General features: G+C 47.1%; 14 protein-coding genes. 5 read left to right on the top strand and 9 right to left on the bottom strand.

Annotated elements, in window-relative coordinates:
- Positions 1–140: 140 nt before the first annotated feature.
- Positions 141–1,130, bottom strand: coding sequence for an MraY family glycosyltransferase (locus tag JWG88_RS07165; protein WP_205233019.1), 990 nt, complete (start codon positions 1,128–1,130; stop codon positions 141–143).
- Between the two features lie 114 nt (positions 1,131–1,244).
- Entirely contained in the window at positions 1,245–3,224 is a 1,980-nt protein-coding gene (locus tag JWG88_RS07170) for a polysaccharide biosynthesis protein (protein WP_240194307.1), read from the bottom strand.
- A 504-nt stretch (positions 3,225–3,728) separates the two neighbouring features.
- On the opposite strand from JWG88_RS07170, the gene JWG88_RS07175 reads away from it, so the two are divergent.
- Complete coding sequence (locus JWG88_RS07175) at positions 3,729–4,643, top strand: AEC family transporter (protein WP_205233020.1); 915 nt, start codon at positions 3,729–3,731, stop codon at positions 4,641–4,643.
- 54 nt (positions 4,644–4,697) lie between these two features.
- Here the strand turns inward: JWG88_RS07175 and JWG88_RS07180 are convergent, their stop codons facing one another.
- The gene (locus JWG88_RS07180) at positions 4,698–5,579 is read right to left on the bottom strand and encodes a DMT family transporter (RefSeq protein WP_205233021.1); all 882 of its coding nucleotides are present in this window, start codon (positions 5,577–5,579) and stop codon (positions 4,698–4,700) included.
- A gap of 275 nt (positions 5,580–5,854) precedes the next feature.
- Here JWG88_RS07180 and JWG88_RS07185 point away from each other — a divergent pair, with 275 nt between their 5' ends.
- Positions 5,855–6,250, top strand: coding sequence for a pyridoxamine 5'-phosphate oxidase family protein (locus JWG88_RS07185; RefSeq protein ID WP_205233022.1), 396 nt, complete (start codon positions 5,855–5,857; stop codon positions 6,248–6,250).
- Between the two features lie 157 nt (positions 6,251–6,407).
- Here JWG88_RS07185 and JWG88_RS07190 read toward each other — a convergent pair whose 3' ends face one another.
- Positions 6,408–7,757 carry a protein kinase domain-containing protein gene (locus JWG88_RS07190; RefSeq protein WP_205233023.1) on the bottom strand — a complete coding sequence of 450 codons (1,350 nt, stop codon included), beginning with the start codon at positions 7,755–7,757 and terminating at the stop codon, positions 6,408–6,410.
- Positions 7,754–8,479 (bottom strand): metallophosphoesterase family protein, encoded by a 726-nt coding sequence (locus JWG88_RS07195; protein WP_205233024.1) that lies wholly within the window; start codon positions 8,477–8,479, stop codon positions 7,754–7,756. The genes JWG88_RS07190 and JWG88_RS07195 overlap by 4 nt, the downstream gene beginning before the upstream one ends.
- Before the next feature lie 285 nt (positions 8,480–8,764).
- Between JWG88_RS07195 and JWG88_RS07200 the strand changes: the two genes are divergently transcribed.
- Both JWG88_RS07200 and JWG88_RS07205 read left to right on the top strand, forming a co-directional pair.
- Entirely contained in the window at positions 8,765–9,475 is a 711-nt protein-coding gene (locus JWG88_RS07200) for a hypothetical protein (RefSeq protein ID WP_205233025.1), read from the top strand.
- A 250-nt stretch (positions 9,476–9,725) separates the two neighbouring features.
- On the top strand, positions 9,726–10,757 hold the full coding sequence (locus JWG88_RS07205) for a hypothetical protein (protein ID WP_205233026.1): 1,032 nt from the start codon (positions 9,726–9,728) through the stop codon (positions 10,755–10,757).
- Between the two features lie 105 nt (positions 10,758–10,862).
- Here JWG88_RS07205 and JWG88_RS07210 read toward each other — a convergent pair whose 3' ends face one another.
- The 4 genes from JWG88_RS07210 to JWG88_RS07225 form a co-directional block, all read right to left on the bottom strand.
- The gene (locus JWG88_RS07210) at positions 10,863–12,185 is read right to left on the bottom strand and encodes an MFS transporter (protein ID WP_205233027.1); all 1,323 of its coding nucleotides are present in this window, start codon (positions 12,183–12,185) and stop codon (positions 10,863–10,865) included.
- Positions 12,186–12,345: 160 nt separating this feature from the next.
- Positions 12,346–13,230, bottom strand: coding sequence for an N-formylglutamate amidohydrolase (locus JWG88_RS07215; protein ID WP_205233028.1), 885 nt, complete (start codon positions 13,228–13,230; stop codon positions 12,346–12,348).
- 370 nt (positions 13,231–13,600) lie between these two features.
- A complete protein-coding gene (locus JWG88_RS07220) occupies positions 13,601–16,288 on the bottom strand; it encodes a PqiB family protein (RefSeq protein WP_205233029.1) in 2,688 nt (895 codons plus the stop codon).
- Positions 16,272–17,633, bottom strand: coding sequence for a paraquat-inducible protein A (locus JWG88_RS07225; RefSeq protein ID WP_205233030.1), 1,362 nt, complete (start codon positions 17,631–17,633; stop codon positions 16,272–16,274). The genes JWG88_RS07220 and JWG88_RS07225 overlap by 17 nt, the downstream gene beginning before the upstream one ends.
- A gap of 267 nt (positions 17,634–17,900) precedes the next feature.
- Between JWG88_RS07225 and prmA the strand changes: the two genes are divergently transcribed.
- The gene (gene prmA, locus JWG88_RS07230; protein ID WP_205233031.1) at positions 17,901–18,797 is read left to right on the top strand and encodes a 50S ribosomal protein L11 methyltransferase; all 897 of its coding nucleotides are present in this window, start codon (positions 17,901–17,903) and stop codon (positions 18,795–18,797) included.
- Positions 18,798–18,803: the final 6 nt, after the last annotated feature.

Raw genomic sequence — 18,803 nt, forward strand, 5'->3', positions numbered from 1 at the left:
TATTAACTGAAGGAACTCAGTGTATTCATGCCGCGAGGCTGGAAGTTATTGCAAAAGCCTTTTTTTACGGTGCCGAATCTAATTTTTTGTACATAGCAGATCATAGCATTTCAGGCTGATATTGTTAATCAAACTTCTTTTTAAACTGGTTTTTTCGTTTCTTCACCAAACCTGAGCCGTGCCCTTATGCAGAAGCTTAACAGCAGAAAACCCGCTGAAGCAAGAAAAAGAAACAGCAGAACCGCCATGATTCCCATGGGCTTTAACGAGAACACCCCAATGGCGACAATACACTGCAACAGGCCGTATAACAGAGAAACCTTCCAGTGCGCCATTTTTTTCTCGTTGGCAACAATCTGATAGAGGTGCAAGCGGTGGGCTTGGGTGAGATTTTCCCCATTTTTCAGGCGAATAACCATGGTTGAGAGTTCATCTATGTAGAATGGAAAAAGCAGGGATGAAAAACACAGAAAATCAAGAATCGAATCTGTAATTCTAAAGACGATGACGGCGAAAACAAAACCGAGCAGTATGCTCCCCACATCCCCCATGAAGACACGTGCCCGTGGGATATTGAAGGGCAAAAATCCAAGACAGCCAAAAGCCAGAGATGCCGAAATGATACCAAAGGATGGCTCAAGGTTTTCAAGATGAAGAAAAAAAGCAAGAAATCCAAAAGCAACAGCACCGGTGATGGCGGCAATGCCATTGATACCATCCATGAAATTATAAAAATTGGCAGTTCCGACAATAAAAAAAATCCAAACAGGCAGGAGAAAGTATTCCAGTGTGCCGGCTGAATCACGATCAAAATAAACGAGAACTGCCAGCAATGCGCAAATAAATTGAACTGTCAACCGCAGCCGGGGAGATATGTCCCTGCGATCGCCAAGCAGGCCAAATAAAGAAATTATGCTGACGGAAGCGGAGAAAAGCAAAGGAATCCTGGTAAGCATGGAGAGAAGTAGAAATGCAGCGAGAATGCCGATACCGCCGCCTTTAGGAATAGGCTTCCTATGTGAACTTCGGTGATTTGGAATATCTATGAATCCGAGATCTTTTCCAAAAAAATAAATGCATGCTGCTCCAAGTCCTCCGAGAACAAAACTAACGAGTACTGATTCTACCAATTCAATTTCCTCTTTTGCTCCTGTTGTTTTTAATTTTGATGGACTCGTAAAAAGCTCGATCTGCGCTTATCGCAGAGCCCATCTCGACGACTTCGATGACTTTTTACGAAATTATCAATTTTGCAAGGTGTCATTTTGAAGCTGAATATTCAGTGAATCAGTGGAGTAGTCTGGATCGTACTCCGGGATCAATTGCTGCAGCAGTTCTTTGATGCCATGGCTATCGTGTTCTCTGGATTTTTGAAGGAGCCGCTCGAGAGGTAGGCTCAGTTCATTACAGGTCTTTCCGTTGCCCTGCAGGACCATGATCTTTTCATGTTTGGTCGGCAGGATTCCTTCCCCTTCGGTGATGAGTTCTTCAAAGAGCTTTTCGCCTGCACGCAAGCCGGTGTATTGTATTTCTATTTCGGTATCGGGCTCACGGCCGGCAAGCTTGATGAGATCTCTGGCCATCTGCGCTATTTTTATGGGTTCTCCCATTTTCAGGATGAAAATTTCACCACCACTCCCCATGGCTCCGGCCTGGAGGATAAGCTGGGAAGCTTCTTCAATGGACATGAAATACCGGGTGACGTCAGGATGTGTTACCGTCACGGGCCCTCCCCTTTTTATTTGCCTCCTGAACAGTGGAATTACAGAGCCTGAAGAACCAAGAACATTACCGAAGCGGACCGCCATAAATATGGTTTTATGGGTGCTGATATTTTCCCGACGTTCAGCGGTTGGAATTTCCATCTCATGCAGCCGTGCACGTGCCGGACAAAAACTGCCGTCCCAGTTTGATTGGCCATAGGCCAGCATCAGTAGTTCGGTCAGTCGTTTGGAGGCTCCCATAACATTGGTCGGTCGAACCGCTTTGTCCGTGGAGACCAGAACAAACCGCTCAACCTTATGGACAATAGATGTCTCAATAAGAAGCTGGGCCGCAAAAACATTGTTGTGTATGGCCTGCCAGGGATTTTTCTCTACAAGTGGAACGTGCTTATAGGCAGCTGCATGAAAAACAACTGAAGGTTTATACTTTTCAAAAATACATTCTAACAGCCTCTGGTCCTGAACCTTCCCCAGGACGGCGATGGTATTCCAGTATCCCAATTCATACTGCAGTTCCATTTCGATGGAATAGAGATTTTCCTCTCCGGCATCATAGAGAATAATCTGTTTTGGGGAGAAACGAAGAATCTGTCGGCTCAACTCTGAGCCTACGGAGCCGCCGGCCCCAGTGATGAGAATGACACTGTCGGTGAGGTAGCTGCCAATTATTTCCTGTTCCAGCCTGATCTCTTCCCTGCCGAGAAGATCGGCATAAGAAATATCACGTATAGCCTTAATGGAGACTTTGCCGTCTATAAATTGATCAATTCCCGGGAGTACCTTAAAGGGGGTTCCACTTTCCTGGCAGAGGGTGACTATCCGCTGCATTGCCTTACTGCTTATTTTGGAGTCAGTGATGAGGATTTCTTCGGCGCTGGTTCGGTCTACGTGTTGAGCGAGGTCTTCCAGCAGGCCGACAACCGGAATCCCATGGATCTTCAGACCCGCCTTGTCCGGATCATCATCCACCATACCAACAACGATATATGGTAGAGCTCTATTACCCTGGATTTCACGAAGAACCTTATCAGCGGATGAGCCGGCACCTACCAGAAGCAGCTTCCTTTTGCGGACGCTAAGTCTTCGTTTAAAGAATTGGCGTGGACCTTCAAGATTTTTATAGAAATATCGGATGGCGACCCTGTGTCCGGTAATGAGAAAAAAGGTCAGCAGCGAGTCGAGTATGAAAATGGATCGGGAATAGCCTTCGAAGCGATTGGCAAAGAGGAGCACCACGATCACCAGAACGGCTGCGTATATTGTCCCCTTGAGAATATCCAGTATATCCGAATAACTGGTGTAGCGCCACATCCCCCTGTAGAGGCCGACGGCATAAAATACAGGAATCTTAACACTTATAAGCAGGACAGGCAGGGTAAAAATCGAGGTGAGCGACAGATAATTAAAAGGCGCGGGACCATAGAGGCTGTCGGCAAAACGGATGGCAAAGGCCAGGTAGTGCGCCACAATAAGCAGCACTATATCAGTTGAGAGTATCAACCAGAACTTCGGATTTCTGGACAGGCTTTTGAAAAGAATGACCTGATTCAGTAATGATTGCTTGAAATAAGAGTTCACAGCGTTCCGGCGGAAATTTTCTGATGATTAATAAAAATTTTTCAATATTCTACACCAGCCAAGCTGGTTAAGAACCTTATTGTTTTCTTGTATTTAATACTTTCTGGTGTTAGCGATGAGAGATAATTGTGCTGGACAAATTATTTGCTTGCCAATATACCCAATTTGCATCAGAAAATGTAGTCTAATTGAATCTAATCATAAATGCAGGTAGTCGTGTGGGTATAAGTTGCTGAATCTATGATAAAGATGAAATAGAATGTAATGACATCAGAAGTGATAATTTCGGCTATACTCATCAAATGTGCTGGAATTTCTATCAGGTCTTTTGGAATTAATCAAAATAAAGTAGTTATTGAATTGTAAATTTCGGCATGGGACCGAAATCAAGTGAAATCAAAAAGAGGAGATGTTTCAGATTTTCACATGCTCATTCTCAATTCTCTTTTTCCGGTGGTGGTGCTCATTCTTTTAGGATTTTTCCTGAAAAGGTCAGGGCTGACTGATACCATCTTCCTGCAGACCTCGGACAAACTGGTATACTATATCTTTTTTCCCCTGATGCTGTTCTGGAAGATCGGAGGATCTTCTTATGAAAACGGCATTAACTGGGATCTTTGCCTTGCCGTCCTTGCCGCCCTGTTGGTCATGTTCCTGCTCAGCTTTGTGTTTATCCTTGTTTTCAGGATTTCTTACTACCAGGCCGGATCTTTTGCCCAGAGCTGTTACCGGTTCAACACATATATGGGGGTTGCTATAATCCTTAACAGTCTCGGTGAAGAGGGAATCCGCTATTTCGGTGTTTTGATAGGAATTGCCATACCCATAATAAATGTGGTCGCCATCACTACGCTTATCTGGTACTCCCAGGAGAAACTTCAGCAAAAGAACAGGGGCAGGCTGGTTATGAGGGCGCTTCTTTCCAATCCTCTGATAATCGGTTGCCTGATCGGCATCATCTACTCCCGCAGCTTTAGCGGATTTCCGGATTTTATTGACAACAGCCTGAGTCTAATCTCCATGCTGACCCTGCCGCTGGCGTTGCTTTCCATCGGCGGTACCCTGACATTTGCAGGAATCCGTCAGCACATTCCGCTGTCTCTGCTTGCAGCATTGACTAAATTGATATTCTTTCCCCTGATCGGTTTCCTCTTCCTGCGGCTGTTTGGAGTCAGCGGTACTGCCTTTCAGGTGGGAATGATCTTTTTCGCCTTGCCGACTTCAACAGCCATCTATGTTCTCTCCTCTCAGATGCATAGCGATGCGTCGCTGGCTTCTTCGACAATTCTTGTTTCCACTCTCCTTTCTTTTCCGGTGCTGACTTTTATTCTGTTGCTCTGACTTAGCAGGGACTGACTGCCTCTTGGTTGTTATGAATTTCATAACGGTGAACGACTATGTCTCATCCAGGCGCCGCTTCTTCCTTTGAAGATCAGGATAAATGGAAACCACCAGAATACCCAGCAGTGTCATTGCCCCACCGACTATCAGCTTCCAACCCAGTACGTCATTAAAGAAGAATACTCCAAAAACCGAGGCGAGAATAGGAGCAAGCAAGAGCAGTGGTGTTACCACCGATACCTGGTATCGGCCAATAAGGAAATACACGATCCCATGACCAACTATAGAGGCACCGATTGCTGAGTAAAGTGGAGACCAGAAGTCAAGCAGGCGTGTATCCGCCAGAATCTGTCCCTGTCCGGATTCGAAAATAAAGGAAAGCAGCAAAAGAGAAGGCGATGCTGTCAAGGCTATCCAGGCCTGCAGCTTGAAGACTCCGAGATTGGGACAGCGGCGCATCAATATTGTGGCACCGGCCATGGCAAATGCTGCTCCGATCACCCAGATCATGGCATCCAGGTGAGTAAAGACAATGGGGTCGAAGCCGATGACCATTACACCCATCAGAGCAATCATTATTGCCAGTATCCTTACAAGGGAGATGCGTTCACGCAGAAAAATCGCAGCCAACCCGGCTGAAAAAGGCACATACAGTTGAGTAGCAATTGCAATGGAGGCAATATTGCCTCCTGCTTTTAGACCTGTGAACATCATGCCGAAATGTAGCACTCCAAGCAGAAATGAAACCCTCAGCAGAGGCCACATATATCCCCTGGCCGGCCTCAGCCAGGGCAGCATCAGCAGCAGAAGAAAGATAAAACGGATGCTGGTGAACAGCAGCGGCTGAAAATGATCCACGCCGATTTTTCCGGCAATGAAATTGAACCCCCAGGCGAAATTAGCCAGCAGAGCAAGAAGTAAATGCGGCAGAGTCATGAGAAATGATGGCCGAGTGTTGGTTTATTCATGATAAAATGTATTCCAGGACCGCTGATCCAGGCCGGATTATTAGGGGATTTACAGTAAAAGTGAAAACACTGCATAAGGTAATAACGAATGGTCGGATGTCGAAAGAATAGAATGGCCAGTACACAGGAAATATCAAATAAGAGCTGATTGATTTTAACGGCTTGTGCTTTATGGTTTGGCTGAAGAAGCTTCTTGAGAAAAACTCTCATTCAGGGCAGAACCTTTTATAAGGAGAAAAATAAATGAAACTTCAGGATTTTTTTGAAACGAATAGCGGTCGGGGAGTTTTGTCTACCGCAGATGGAGCTGGAAACGTGGATGCGGCGGTGTATGCCACTCCTCACTTTATGGAGGATCAACAGATTGCCTTTATCATGAGAGAAAAATTGAGCCACAGCAATCTTCAGGAAAATCCCAAGGCGGCGTATTTATTCATGACGGAGGGAAAAGGGGTAAGCGGCATCAGGTTGTATCTGGAAAAGACGTCGGAGGAGCAGGATTCGGCAAAAATAGAGGAAATATATAGAAGAAAGGGGAAATATGAAGAGAACAAGGAAGCTGTCCGGCATCTGGTGTATTTCAAGGTTAACAAAATATTACCACTTGTAGGCAGTGGAGATCCCGAAGTTTCCCTGTAATATATATTGTAACTATTCAGCAATGAGCAAATAAAATCAGTAGCTTACCTTAAACTGTAACTGTTTTGAGGTAAGCACCGAGACGGGCATACACTCCGACTTCGGGTGCTCCAGATGGGCGTGCAGATAGGGTGCTGCTGAATAGTTACTATTATATTCACTTGGAAACAACACCGCAGACAGCGGCCATACCGTCTTTGTCCAGTTCCTGAAAATAGCTCTCCTGAATATCCACCACCCAGGCTTTTTGCCTGGTGCAGGTGTCGCTGCTCCAGAGCCAGTGGATATCCTGTGAAAAATAGGAGGCGAAGCAGAAATCCCGCATGGAAGTAGGCGGTCTCAGAAGAGAGCCAAGTTCTTCAGTGGTCGGCAGTCTCCAGTGAGTGTACCCCTGCCATTGTCTGCTGTTGAGGTAGTCGATATATTCATGGGCCTTGTTCCAGGTGAGCGGAAAGCCTGCACCTTGCCGCTGCCAGAGTTGACCGGTATCCAGGCATGCCAGAAGGTTGTTGTCTCTGATTTCAAAGCGATGGGAACTGTAGTTTTTTGGACGCATGAGCGAGTCGAGATCAAATTCTTTTTGCAGTTGCTTATGAAGGATAAAGACCGGCCTGGAACGGAGGGAACGCGGGATCGGTTGGGTTTTTACCGGGTCTTGCGCCATGTATGTACAATCCTTTTTTGACCGTCGGACCCAGCCTGTATAAAGCTCATCGAGGTGCTGTCTCATTTCAAGTGCCGACTGGAACCGCTGCCGGGTATCTCTGCTGATGCTTTTCAGCAGAAAGTCGTCCCATTCGGAATCCAGATCGGGATTGAAGCTGCTGGGGGGAGAAATGTGCTGCTTATGGCTGACAAGCCGGCCGGTCACCAGACGGTAGGCCATGATGCCGACACTGAAGAGATCTGCCCTCTCGTCGGCATTTTTCGGTTCCTTTTCCTGTTCCGGGGCGGCATAATAGGGAGAACCCACCTGCAAGCCGGGTATGGCCGTCTTTTCTTCTCCGCGGACCCTGGAGAGACCGAAATCTATAATCTTTATTCGGTCATCGTTGGTGATCATCAGATTGTAAGGTTTTATGTCACGGTGAATAATACCGGCGAAATGCAGCCTTTCCAGCCCGTGCAGTGCCTGGCGAATATAGCGGTAGGCCTTATTGAGGCTGATAACCCTGGAAGGTTCTTCCAGCAGGTATGTCTCTCCAATGAGCGAACCGATGGAATGAGCGAAATATTCAAGAACAATGAACGGCGAGCCGTCGTTCTCGTCACAATCAAGAATCTTGGCCACATGATCATGGGAAATTTCCCCCATCAGGCGCGCCTCTTCAAGAAATATTTTCCGGAGCCCCTCCTCCCCGACCAGTTCTATAAAAATGTCATCTCGGGGCTGCAGGATTTTTATGGCAACAGTGCGTGCCGTTATTGGAGCCCGGGCTTTATATACCGAACTCATACCGCCTCTGCCAATTCTTCCCTGGACAATATATTTACCGATTGTTCTCATAATAATCTGCGTCCGAATGCTTCCGAAAAACCACGCTTCTGAATTTTTCTCGCCGTGGATCTATAATCATACTTGATCCGGATGATTTCCAGGCGATGCCTCACGGTATCCCAGAGGATGTATTTTGCACTGTTGGAGCCGTCCCGGGGCTGACCTACACTTCCAGTGTTGATGATATATTTATGTTGCCGGTGGAGCTGGTATGTGTCCTGGTCGAGAGATTCCCGCCTCAGACTCTTGCCATCCCAGCAGAAGATAAGGAGTTCGTGGGTGTGTCCGACAAAACAAAGATCGGTATTCGTGCTTTTAAAGTAGTTCTTCAAATCACTATCTGAGGCCATGGTTACAGAGCGCAATACCGAGGCAGGCGGAAAACCGTGAACAAAAAGAGCATTTTCGACAGTTATAGTCTCAGGGAGGCCGCAGCAAAAGTCGAAACTTTCTCTGGACAACAGTTTTTCGGTTTCAATTGAATTTTCCCGGGCCGGAAAATTCAGCCAGTTCCGCATCCGCCGATTTTGCAGGGCCGCCTCATGGTTACCGAGTACGGATAAATATCCCTTGTATCGAAAGAGGCGGACGACCTCATCGGGGTCGGGGCCATAACCGATCAGATCACCCAGGCAGATCACCTTTTCCGGTTGCTGCGCTTCCATATGATCGATTACCTTCTGAAAAGCTTCGAGATTTCCGTGGATATCCGAGATAATGGCAATCAACATGGCTGGTTTACTCTGCTTGAACTGTAGAACACGGCTACGGCGTCAAAGGCTGGAAAATTTGGAGAAGTCATTTTTAATCTGATGAAATCATTATTACATTACTTATCAGCAATGAAAAGAAAATTGTCTGTAGGTCCCGGTATTGATGGTATGATAAGTACATTGACGAGGTTCCTTTTAATAAATGAAGAAGAAAATTTCCAGAAAAACAGGATGGATCCATAGTTCCGGATTGAAGGCTGGAGGAAACCGCAGGGACGCTGTCTGAATTAATGGAGTGAGTTTATGATTATACGAATTATACTGGTACTTTTTGTTTCAGGGGCCTCTGCAATAAGTTACATGGCAGGATACGCTCGCGTGATGAGTGGTCTGCTTATCGGGTTCGGGGCTCTGGCTTCCGTTTTTTTCGGAATCCTCTTCGTAGTGCCCCAGCAAAACAGGCAACTGTGGTTCCCCATCTATGGTGATGGGGCGGCCTGGCCATTTTTTCTCCTGGCCCTCATACTGGCAGGAATTGCGGCGCTGCTTTTCTCCGGGAGAAAGGAGAGTGCCGAAGAAGAGACGGTATCATCCCATCATTTCCAGTATTTTATAGGAGGATTCTTTGCCTATATCCTCAGTGTCTTTCTTCCGGCCCTGCTCTGGTTTCCCTCTGATGAAAAGCGGCTCAGTATGGACTCCGGCACACTCGGGATGTACGTCTTTGCAGGAACTTGTCTCTACCTTATAGGCACAATGGCGGCACTTTTTCTCTTTTACAAAGCCTCCAAAGGGGTTGCGCCGGATTATCCTGATTTGATGAGAAAAATTATCCTTGCCCTTTTTTCAATGCTCCATTTTGACAAGGTACCTGCATTTGTGTCTTTTCTTCTCATTTATTCACCGGAAACACGAATAATTTACCCCTCAATAGCGGCTCTGGCTCTATCCGCTTATATTCCCGTGAGCTTTTTTCTGCTGAAATTGAGTTGGCAGTCTGAAAGAGCAGAATGAGGCTGCTTCTCTTCAACCTTCGAACCTGTGCCTATTCATTCCTGATGAAACACAGGAGCAAGAGGGAAAAACACACCCACAGGCATTGATGCCGTCCGGCAGGTGTTGAAAATGAATTAAAAATACAATAACATATAGGTTCCGAGACCAACGGAATCTTTGCTTCTCTCTCGGATGCACCGCTTTTTGAAAGAGCGTAAGTATTTGCAAATAAATATTATTTTCTTTATCAGGTATAAATCGTTTCAATATGGTCACTAAAAAAGCAATCATTGATAATGAGTTGATTCGGGAGATTGTGGCAATTCGCCTGGATACTCTCTGGAGGATGCTTGGGCTAAACGAGGACGGATTTTTACCTGGTAAGAACGATGAAGGAGCAACAGGAAAATTTGATAACAAAGGGGCAATTTTTACTCCCGGGGGATTGATCTACCAGGATGTCGATGAGCAATTTATCCCCTATTCGCCTTATGGTCAGATCGACGGAGAGAGTTTCAGGAAAAAAATCCGAGAGTCCATGAGATATGACAATGCCACATTGCTCTACCCGGATGGCATCGCTAATGGGATCAACCTTGACGGCGGTTTTTTTTCCAAGGCGGCGAGAAGAATTTTTACCTATAAAAGGGCGGCCCACCGTAGAAAGATGAAAATCGGTAATTCTGCTCCGATCGAAATCAGTGCAGACGACATCATCAGGAGTCACTGTCCGATCTACATGAAACCACCCTATGGCGCCCGTACCCGCATCAGTTCCTGTCTTTCCGTAGGGCTCATAAACCCACCTCTTTTCTTCGCCTATTACAAGGCAGAATTCAACTTCTCCCGGGAGCAAACTCAGATCTTTACCCGGGATCTTGACAGGGCCAGGGAAAAACCGGTCTCGAGTGACGGCAAGTGCCTCTATCCTCCGTATATTGTCGTTTGTCATGATACCAGATATAAGGAAAACAACTTTACCGGACTCACCAGGATTGTAGGCATAGGAAAATTTGGAGAGTTCGCCACAATCTCCTTTGAGGCCATCACTCCCCCGCTTCTCAAGGAGATGAAGAGAAGAAAGATAAAATTACGGCCGGAAGATGTTTTTGCGGAATACGGCGATCTGACAATCCTGGGGATATTGCGCGTTTATTGTCAGACCAATCCGGGAAGGCGTTCCCTGAAATATAATCTGTATACCATCATGCCCAAAGAAGATATAGGACTCAATGTCGGCAAAATCGCCGCCGAAGCCCAAAAACGCTACAATATTAAGAGGAAACGGAAGAAGCATTAATCTTTCACCGAAAATAGCGCTCTGCCTATCTATTTAGATCCGGCCTCTCGTGGTCCTCTGCTTTCAACAGTGCCTGTCGAGGAATCACGATGGGAGTTCCATACTTCAGCTGAAGCTTCTGTAAATATTGCGGCATCCGGTTTCCCGGACCTGTATCGCACCCAAAACCGCTATAGCCGCAAAAACGAGCATCGCCCAAAATCCATGATGATAATCGGCCGCCGAGTAGATACGCATGCCATCCACTACCCGGCCATCCCAGTAAATATCAGCTATCCAGCCGAAAAGAGGCTGCATCAGAGCAGTGCCGATAAAACAGCCGGTGTTGACAACACTTACTGCCATGCCGGAAAGTTCAGGATGAATTATCTCCTTGGCACAGGCAAAGGTCAAAACGAACCCTGCTCCGGCAAATCCCATGAGACTGAAAAGAATATATCCGGCAGGGCCCGGCTGCCATGGGCTGAACATCAGCAGTGCACAGACCCCAAAATAACAGAGGACGCTGCCGAGCAGTATAGGTTTCCTTTTGCCTAATTTGTCGGAAAACCAGCCCAAAAAAAGTGCGCCCCCGGCAAAAAAAAGCATCATCATGCTAACATAATCGGCCGCCTGGTTCCTGCCCATTGCCTGGGTGTCCCGCAGGAACGGGATCGCCCAGAGACCCATAAAGGAGTAGAGCCCCCCTACCATACCGAACTGCACCCAGAAACCGGGCCAGATTCGAGTTATTCTCATGACATCAAGAAGATTCTTCATCCAGCTGTCCTGGAGCCCGTCCCGAAGGTTTCCAGGACCGTTAGGGGCGGAGAAGCCAAGATCTTCCGGCCTGTTTCTAACCACAAGAAAACCCAGGATAGCCAGTACAATTGACATCGCTCCGATACCGGTGAATATAGACCTCCAGGTATAATGATCGAGAAGGAGCGAAAGCGGTCCTGCTGCCAGAATAGAACCAAGGTTGCCTACCAGCAGGGTAAGACCGCTCATAACACCAAAAACCCTCTCTTTAAACCAGACCGAATTATTTTTCATTATTGCGACAAAAACAACAGAGACTCCCAGGCCTACGAGAAATCTGCCGACACATGCCATTTCAAAAGAGGTCGCCAGGCCAAAACAGAGGGAACCGAGCCCTGCTGTGAGATTACCGCTGATAATAGATGTTCGTGTACCCAGGGTATCGGCAAGCACACCCGAAGGAATCTGCATAAATGCGTAGACGAAGAAATAAATAGCAGAAAGGGTTCCCAACTGGGTGCCGCTAATCTGAAATTCCATCATCAGATATTCAGAGACAACCCCTGGGGCCATTCTGTGGAAATAGACAAGTATATAGGTCAGGATGAGAATGAGAAAAATCGCCCATTTTGCCGTGGCAAAGGCCATTGCGGAACCATAGGTGCCTGTCTGACTGGTGTTGAACATTAAAAGACTCCGGAAGTATGTAGGAGAAACAAGAAACAGCCGGGAGAATGTAGCAGAGACGGATGTGATTGTCAAAGCAATGCGGGACGACACTCGAGGGGTATATTATCTTTAGAAAGCGGGATTCCTGTGGAAAAACAACAAGGTGAAAATTGAAAAACTACAGAAGGGACGGGGCAAAATGTCTCAGATGATACTGCAGACTGGGTTGATTCGGCAAATAACGCATGCTGCCAGCTTCTTCACAGAAGGAAAGAATGGCCTGGAATAGCTTATGGCGCAGATACTGCAGCCGTTTTCCATTTACCTGCAGGCTTTCAGGATCGAACCACGGACGACGCAGGTAAGCGCTTCGGTTAAGTTCGATCTGAATCCAGGGAATCTGCTTGCCGTGCAGTTGTGAGATATGTCCGCCTTTAAAGGGATTATTAAGAACGATCCGGTCCGCTTCTTCGGGAAATTCAGAGCGCAGACAGTCGGCAAAGAGATTGATAAGATCAGCGGGGCAGGAGATATCCAGATCTTCTCCCGAGCCGTTTTCATCACCGCAGTTACTGAGGCAGATAAAAGGTCTTTCATTTTCTCCGGTATCGGTCCCTGGAGGATACTCGAGCATCGAGTGGCAATCCAGACCGCAGACCAGGGCGGGATCAGTCATGTCCTCAGCTATTTGCTGATGATAGGGGTAGTAATATCTTTCCAGCAGATCCTGGATGAGCCGACTATCAGGTCGGTGTCCCTGACGGTACACCGGGGTTTCCATGACCGTGTGGTTCTTGACCACACCATCAGGATTTTCGGGAGGCAGATCATCGGGAGCTCTGTTGAGATCGATTATGGCTCTGGCGATATTGGAATCATGGTAATAGCAGACTTCATCCCTGAAAGAATAGATGGAACGGGTACAAGGATCGCTATCGGGAAAAATATCCGAAAAATCCAAGGCTATCCGATGCACTATATCAGGGGGAACGCTATAGCCGCCATGAGGAACCGAAATCAAGAGCGGCAGCTTCATTGCATCTTGAGTAAGCTCTTCTTTCATAAGAATAATGTCAGGAAAAGGCGCTTTCCGGCATAAGAAACCTGTATGGAAAATCGATATTAATAGTATACGACAGTATCAAGGGTGAAAAAGCCGGGATAATGAGATGTGTCGCAGTCGATAACGGGCAGTGAAAGACGAAGCTCTGCTGCCGCTTCAATTTCTTTCAAGTCTTTATGATCGAATAAATTATAACCGAAAGTGATGAATGAATCAAGCGGATGGCTTTTCAGGGAAGAATGAGGGTCAGATCTTGAGTATTAATATTTTTTAAGATATCAGTATGATGATCAATAAAAAAATGCTGTAAAATTAATTAAGGAAATCTTTGTTGAATAGATAATTTTGATATACAGACAGAAGGAGGCGATTACTCCTCCCCTTCCACGAGCTTTATTTCAGGTTGCCAGTCCAGCCATTCCTTTTCGGCCTGATCATGCAGAGTGAAGTGGTATTTTTCCGAACCACTCAGCATCCTGGAATTATTCGGAGTCGCCACGGCGATCCCTCCGGCCAATAATGCCTCCAGTGATTCTATCGAGACGGAAAGTCCGGAGAACAAACCACCTTCAATCCTGGCGCCGCTTGCTTTCCAGAACTTGGTATTCTCCCGGATTAAAGGTCTGTAAGGATCTTCAATGTTTAAATGGATAAAGACACTCCTGAAGGTATCGGAGAGTTTGTAGCTCACTACCTTGCCGATTTTTACTTGTCTGTAGAAGACCGGTGAGTCGATTTTCAGCGAGCCGAGATGCTTGCTTTCAAGTATGACATGCAATCCCGCAGTATTCTCCACGGTGAAGGATGGAGGTTCGGACAGAGCGATAAATTCTTTACTGAGATTGCCGGATCCCGGCAGGATACTGAGATAGGAGCCAAAAAGAACATTTTTCAAGTTCCTGATGCCGGAAAGGCTCATCTCCGCCTTTTCGGTCCATATCATTGTGCGGCTCCGAAAAAAGGACTCGGCTTCTTTATCAATCGAAAGCCTTACTATTATATCATTCATGTTCTCTGCGAAGCTGAGATCACTTACATGACCTATTTCAACACCTTTGTATCTGACAGGGGAGTCCTTGCGCAGATCACCTGATTCACGGAACCTGACGGAAACGGTTATCTTATCGATATCTTCGGCCGCGCTTCTATCGGCATAGAGAGGGAAAATGTCGTTCTTTTGGGGGAGGGCATTCCGCAGAGGGGTAAAGTAACCGATACCCCCGGTGACAATGGATTGAAGAGATTGTGCAGCCACCGTGAATCCGGAGAGGCTGCCTTTGACGGTTATGCCGCTGATATTGTAAAATCGCGAAGAAGAATTAACTGTACCCGCGTATTGTTTTTCCAGAAAACAGTCAATAATTGTGGTGTGGTTATCCGCCGAGAGGCGAAACCCGGTTACTTTCCCAACCTCGATTTTCTGATAATAGAGTGGGGTTCCAACCTTAAAGGATTCGGGATTATCCGTTTTTAATTGAAAATGATAACCGTCGGACTGGAGCAGGGGGGATTCTCTCACAGCCTCGGCGTAACTTTCATATACGGAAAAGTTGATATTGTCAGTCTTATCGGGGGAAGTGGCGGCGGCAGTTTTGGGGGTGATAAATGAAATTCCGCCATTTAAGACGGCATTCAGAGAGTCCGTCTGCAAATGAACACCGGAGAAGCCGGCATCAAAGGTGATACCTCCTTCTTTCCAGAAAACAGAAGAGGGTTGAACAAGCTCTTCATATTGCTCATAAATGAATATCAGTATTTCCGATTTGTCAAAATCATCATCAAATCCGACATCCAGGACCTCGCCGACCTTTTTCTCTTTATATTTTACCGGAGCGCCTTTATTAATAGAGTGTGATTTCGCGGCGCTGAGGAGCAGTTCGGATCCGGGCCGCAGGGGCCTGAGGGGCGGCGGTTCCGGCAGAATCTCAAAATTTTTTTTAAATGGCCCGTCACCCGGAAGAAAAGTGATATACGGGCCGGAGAGGATAGTATCCAGGTTTTCCATGCCCTCGAGACTAATCTCGGGCCTGACTATCCAGAATTCAGTGGTGCTGCGGAGGATCCGTTCCGCCCTGGGATCAAGCATGATATGAGCGGTTACCGAATGCCGTTCATCCTCGTTGAATTCGATCTTTTCGACTATACCGGCAACCAGTCCTCGATAGATAACTTGAGTTTCTCCCTCGGTAATTCCAGTACTGGAGGCGAGCTGAAGTGTCATGGGAATGCCGTATCTGGCCGATTCGATGTTTTCATACAGGGGGAAAACCTGTCGGTTTTGTGCAGGTTTGGAATCTTTAAATACCTCCGGGGTAAACAGGACAATCCCGCCCTTTAAAAGCGAGGCCAGGGATTCTATTTGTACTTCCAGGTTGGTGAGTTTTCCGGAAATATTGATGCCGCCGGCCTTACTGAATCTGCTGTCTTCTTTTACCAGATGAGCATAATCAGGTTTGATGTAGATGTTGATGATGACGAAATCGTTACCCTGTTCAAGTTCAACATTGGTGACGGAGCCGATACGTATATTTCGGAAATAGATGCCAGACCCGGTTTGCACGGAACCCAGCTCTTCTGCGCGCAGTTTGACATGGAGGCCCGGAGTTTCGGCCGGTATCGGCGGCGGCGAGGACAATCCTGTAAAGGTTTCTTCCGGATCCGATGAGGTCCCCGGCTGGATGCCGATATAACTACCGGAGAGAAGAGTGTCGAGGCCCTGAACGCTGGCGGCGGAAATTTCCGGCTTGACAATCCAGAACCTGGTATCTTCGACGAGCAGACCGGCCGCGGTTTTGTCTATTTCAGCAAGGGCCTTGATTCTCCGGTTGTCAAGATCAGGCTCGAGTCGGGAAATCTGCCCGATAGGAATGCCGCGGTAAATTATCTGGGTTTTCCCCGGGGTGATGCCGCTGGCGTCATCAAAAAAAATAACAATACCGATGCCGGCATTCTGGTAGCTGGTATAGGCGATCCAGCCACTGATGCACAGAGCGATAATGGGAAGAATCCAGACCGGTGAAATGCCTTTTCTCTTCTTGAATTCAGGAATTGGTTCCATGAAGTGTTTCCCCGGTTATGGCCGATTTATCCTGCGGTTTTTCCGAGGATAGCAGATCCCACATGATTCGTGGGTCGAATGTTAGCGCTGCAAGCATTGTGGCGACCACCATCAGGCAGAAATAGGTAGCTGCCGGTGCTGTTTCAATTGAGGAGAAAAAACCAAAATTCACAAAGAAACCGAGCAGGGCAATGACAAAAATATCAAGCATGGACCACCTGCCGATAAACGCTATAAAACGAAACATAGCGGTTTTCTGCCGTAGATATCTCGGACGATTTAATTTAATAGTGAGCAGAACTATGGCCAGACCCACAATCTTGAAGACGGGAACCAGGATTGAGGCTGTAAGTATTATCAGCCCTATGACATAGGAGCCGTCCTGAAAGAAGAGAATAATACCGTCGAGAATGGTGGAATGGCTGGGTATACCGAAAAATTCGACACGCATTATAGGTAAAAAATTGGCGGGATAGAGAAAAAGGGCGGCGGCGATTATGAGTGCCCAGGTCCGGCCTATACTGGCTGGTTTCCGCAGATGAAGAACAGCGCCGCAGCGACTGCAGCGTTGCTGACCCTCAGGCATAGAATTCAGGACAGGCGAGAGCTTGTCGCAATCGCTGCAGACCGCCAGACTATTGCCGGCCGCCGTAAGATTAGCGAAAGGGGAAGTAGAAGCCGTATCTCTCTGTACCGGCAGCGAATCGCTCTTACCCTTATTTTCTATAAGATTCCAGAAGCTTTCCCGGCATACTGCCAGCGAACTTGCCATGGTTATCAATACCAGGCCTGTAAAACAGAAAAAGCCTATATTGAAATCTATTTCCACCGTTTGCAGCATCTTGATAACCGTTATCACAATGCCGAGAAGATAGACTTCGACCATGACCCATTCACCAAGATGGTTATATATTCGGAATAATCTGCCCAGATGGGGCGGATACTTGCGGAGACGAAGGCATAAAGCCACAGTTGCCAGAAGAGAGAGCTTAAGCAACGGAAAAATGACGACAGAAAAGAATACGGCTGCGGCAACAAAATAATAGTCTCTGTCGAGAAATTTCATTATGGTCTGTAGGATATTACCGGTTTCGTGCAGGCCGAGCTGCTGAAAAGTCAAGAGAGGCATGAGGACGGCGGGGAAGTAGAGACACATCCCTGCCAACGCCAGGGCAAGCGACCTGGTTACACTGTCGCGGCAATGCTGAAGGAGTACACGGCCGCATCTGGGACACGCGCTCTTCCTGTCATCGGGGGGCCGTATCTTATGCATCAACAGATCACAGTCAGGGCAGGCAATGAATTGAGTATTATAGTCGATGGCGTTGTAAAAATGATGTTTCACGGGAAAATATGATGCTAAGAGGTAATGAATAATCTCTTCGGCAGAGTTCCCAAGAGTGTCGAAAGTGTCCAAAGTATTATGTACTGAAGGGCACGTTCCAAAGACCTCTAAGGGTAATCTGAAATACTTTTTTTGTCGAAATATATTTGTTGGAGTCGTATCCTAATTGATTCCCCCTCAAGTTAAAGAGCAGACAGCTGGATGAAAGAATGCCCATGACTTATGAAGGCGATCGTTTGAAATCTTAACCAGGCAACAAGGATTAAAATGAAAAGATGGCTAAAGCTCTCATTTATTACAGAACCGGTTCTCGTCGATTCTATTGCCGATTTCCTTATCGGCATCGTCGGTGCGGGGGTGGAAATCGGCATTGATGAAGATATTTATCTGAAGTCCCTCAATGCCTATGTTGAGAAGGAAAATCCGTCTCAGGATGAGCTTGAAGAGGTACTCCGGCTGGTTGCTGATCACACTCTGGAGCTGGCGGAGATTTTTCAGGTAAACCCGCCTGAACTCAGCTGGACGATAATAGAAGAGGAGGATTGGGGAAAGAACTGGAAGAAGCATTTTTTACCTTTTGCCGTTACTGATGGACTTGTCATAGCGCCCTCCTGGGAGAACTACCAGCCTAAACCCGGAGAAGAGGTCCTGGTCATGGATCCGGGTATGGCCTTCGGCACAGGGCACCACGCCACCACGGCTCTTGCCTTGCAGATGCTGAAGGAAGTGATGGCGCAGCCCAATGGACCTCGCAGTGTACTCGATGTCGGAACCGGAACGGGGATTCTGGGAATGGCGGCAGCTCTATTGGGAGCTGAAAAGGTACTTGGTATAGATAATGACCCTATCGCCGTTGCTGCGGCTGCCGAGAATATAGAGAAGAACGCTCTTGGTGCCGTTATGGCAGTAAGAGAGACTCCACTGGCACAATTGGAAGAGGAATCTTCTCTGGTTATAGCCAACATCGTCTATGATGTCTTAGAGTGGATGTCGGCAGATTTATATCGCCTGACCATAAAGGATGGCCTTGTGATTCTCTCGGGTATTCTCCAGGAGCGGCAGGCGAAGTCTCTAATCGACGTTTACGAGGATCTGGGCTTTAGCCTGCAAAAGAGAAAGGACCGGGATGAATGGGCGGCGCTGCTTTTGAAAAAGGTACGCTGATTCCGG

This window comes from Desulfopila inferna (genome assembly GCF_016919005.1).
In the GTDB taxonomy this organism is placed as follows: Bacteria; Desulfobacterota; Desulfobulbia; order Desulfobulbales; family Desulfocapsaceae; genus Desulfopila_A; species Desulfopila_A inferna.

Bases quoted from the DNA above. Each gene is read 5' to 3' on its own strand.
- JWG88_RS07200 (WP_205233025.1), top strand. From the start codon at position 8,765: ATGATTATACGAATTATACTGGTACTTTTTGTTTCAGGGGCCTCTGCA.
- JWG88_RS07210 (WP_205233027.1), bottom strand. From the start codon at position 12,185: ATGTTCAACACCAGTCAGACAGGCACCTATGGTTCCGCAATGGCCTTT.
- JWG88_RS07220 (WP_205233029.1), bottom strand. From the start codon at position 16,288: ATGGAACCAATTCCTGAATTCAAGAAGAGAAAAGGCATTTCACCGGTC.
- JWG88_RS07190 (WP_205233023.1), bottom strand. From the start codon at position 7,757: ATGAGAACAATCGGTAAATATATTGTCCAGGGAAGAATTGGCAGAGGC.
- JWG88_RS07215 (WP_205233028.1), bottom strand. From the start codon at position 13,230: ATGAAAGAAGAGCTTACTCAAGATGCAATGAAGCTGCCGCTCTTGATT.
- JWG88_RS07175 (WP_205233020.1), top strand. From the start codon at position 3,729: ATGCTCATTCTCAATTCTCTTTTTCCGGTGGTGGTGCTCATTCTTTTA.
- JWG88_RS07185 (WP_205233022.1), top strand. From the start codon at position 5,855: ATGAAACTTCAGGATTTTTTTGAAACGAATAGCGGTCGGGGAGTTTTG.
- JWG88_RS07205 (WP_205233026.1), top strand. From the start codon at position 9,726: ATGGTCACTAAAAAAGCAATCATTGATAATGAGTTGATTCGGGAGATT.
- JWG88_RS07180 (WP_205233021.1), bottom strand. From the start codon at position 5,579: ATGACTCTGCCGCATTTACTTCTTGCTCTGCTGGCTAATTTCGCCTGG.
- JWG88_RS07195 (WP_205233024.1), bottom strand. From the start codon at position 8,479: ATGTTGATTGCCATTATCTCGGATATCCACGGAAATCTCGAAGCTTTT.
- prmA (WP_205233031.1), top strand. From the start codon at position 17,901: ATGAAAAGATGGCTAAAGCTCTCATTTATTACAGAACCGGTTCTCGTC.